The following is a 1033-nucleotide window of genomic DNA, read 5'->3' on the forward strand; positions in this document are numbered from 1 at the left end:
GTGACAGAATGCGACGTTGCATCTGTTGGTTGGCTTGCAGCTTTTCTTCTAATTGGCTGACTTGCAACTGTGCGTTGATGCAGGTCTTGGGCTTCACTCTTACCAATCGAATAGTTGGTACTGATGAACTTTCCAGCTCACGCATTAACGCTGATTTCACGTAGAACGCGTTCAGCTTGCTGCTGATAGCCGAGTTCCAGCCAAAGTTGCGTCATACTGTTGGCCACTTCCCGTTCGCGGGTGTCGACTTGAAGCGCCATACCATCGGCTTGCTGAGTGGCTTTTTTACTCTGTAAGTCTAGCGTTGAACCTCGGTTCAAACTGCTGCATTAGACCAACAGAAATGTTGGTCATTGGGTCTTCGTCGAACTTAAAGCTATCGACCGGTAAACCACCAAAACCCACTTTGAGTTTGGGATCCATGAGAGTCGCAGCGGCGACACCGGTTTCTCGCATTGCTTGCGATTGGGCATAGAACTGCTTGCGGCTGGCGTCGTTTGCCAGAGCTTGCTCAATAAGCAGCGTTAAAGGTTCACTCTTGGAAAGTGACTGACTTGGGCTGGCAACGACTGATTGTGCCATCACTGGAGTCACCACCAGAGCAGATACGCTGATGCACAGCGCTAAAAGGCTCGGTTTCATTTTATAATCCAATCTGACACGTCAAAAGCGACGTGAAAAATACACACCACAGCTCGTTAGAGCTTGTGATACGACATATCGATGATCGGATTACGCTATCGGGGGCGATGAGAGAGATTGCTGTCTTTGGATGACCAATGTGGAGGATTCATGCGGAATCAACGCCAACTGGTAATGGGCTTGTAGGCTGTAGCTACTTTGTGGAAGAAAGGCAAAAACACTCACGCAGGCTGCAGTACAGCAACTATGAATGGCAAGGTCATCATTCATACAGGGTGGGTGACTGTTTTTCTCAGAAGGAGGGGGCATATGCATCGCATGAGAAGACATCTCATCCATTGTCATTGAGCAGGCAGAGGCGACATCGGTTTGTATTGAGGATGCATTGAGC

General features: G+C 48.9%; 1 protein-coding gene and 1 pseudogene. Both read right to left on the reverse strand.

What is annotated here, in order from left to right; genetic code table 11:
* A pseudogene (locus tag CIK04_RS29435) lies at positions 1-642 on the reverse strand (TolC family protein); the annotation flags it as partial.
* Between the two features lie 90 nt (positions 643-732).
* On the reverse strand, positions 733-987 hold the full coding sequence (locus CIK04_RS34875) for a hypothetical protein (RefSeq protein ID WP_325205996.1): 255 nt from the start codon (positions 985-987) through the stop codon (positions 733-735).
* Positions 988-1033: the final 46 nt, after the last annotated feature.

The organism is Vibrio sp. 03_296, from assembly GCF_002265885.1.

Coding starts and splice junctions, on each gene's coding strand:
- CIK04_RS34875 (WP_325205996.1), bottom strand. CDS start 987: ATGACAATGGATGAGATGTCTTCTCATGCGATGCATATGCCCCCTCCT.